1 protein-coding gene is annotated in these 249 nt (G+C 63.9%); it reads right to left on the reverse strand.

From position 1 onward, the window contains the following. A partial coding sequence (locus ACR9ZK_RS22885) for an aminotransferase class III-fold pyridoxal phosphate-dependent enzyme (RefSeq protein WP_481344213.1) occupies positions 1 to 249 on the reverse strand: 249 nt, incomplete at both ends.

Below are 249 nucleotides of genomic sequence, written 5' to 3' on the forward strand. Positions count from 1 at the left end.
GATCCCCCCGCGACCTATGAGCAATCGAAGTGAGCGGGCTTTCTCGACGGCCTCTGTTGCGCGAGTCGGTGAGGCAACACGCGTGCCCGGCTCGACGAGTTCAACGCCAATCATCAGGCCGGTTCCGCGCACCTCACCAACGCTCGGGGACCGCTCGGCGATCTTACGGAGCCCGGCGCGAAGCAGCCCCCCCACCCTGTCCGCGTTCTCGATCAGATGATGGTCCTCGATGTAATCGATGGTTGCATC

Source organism: Monashia sp. HAY1-5C (genome assembly GCF_056755255.1).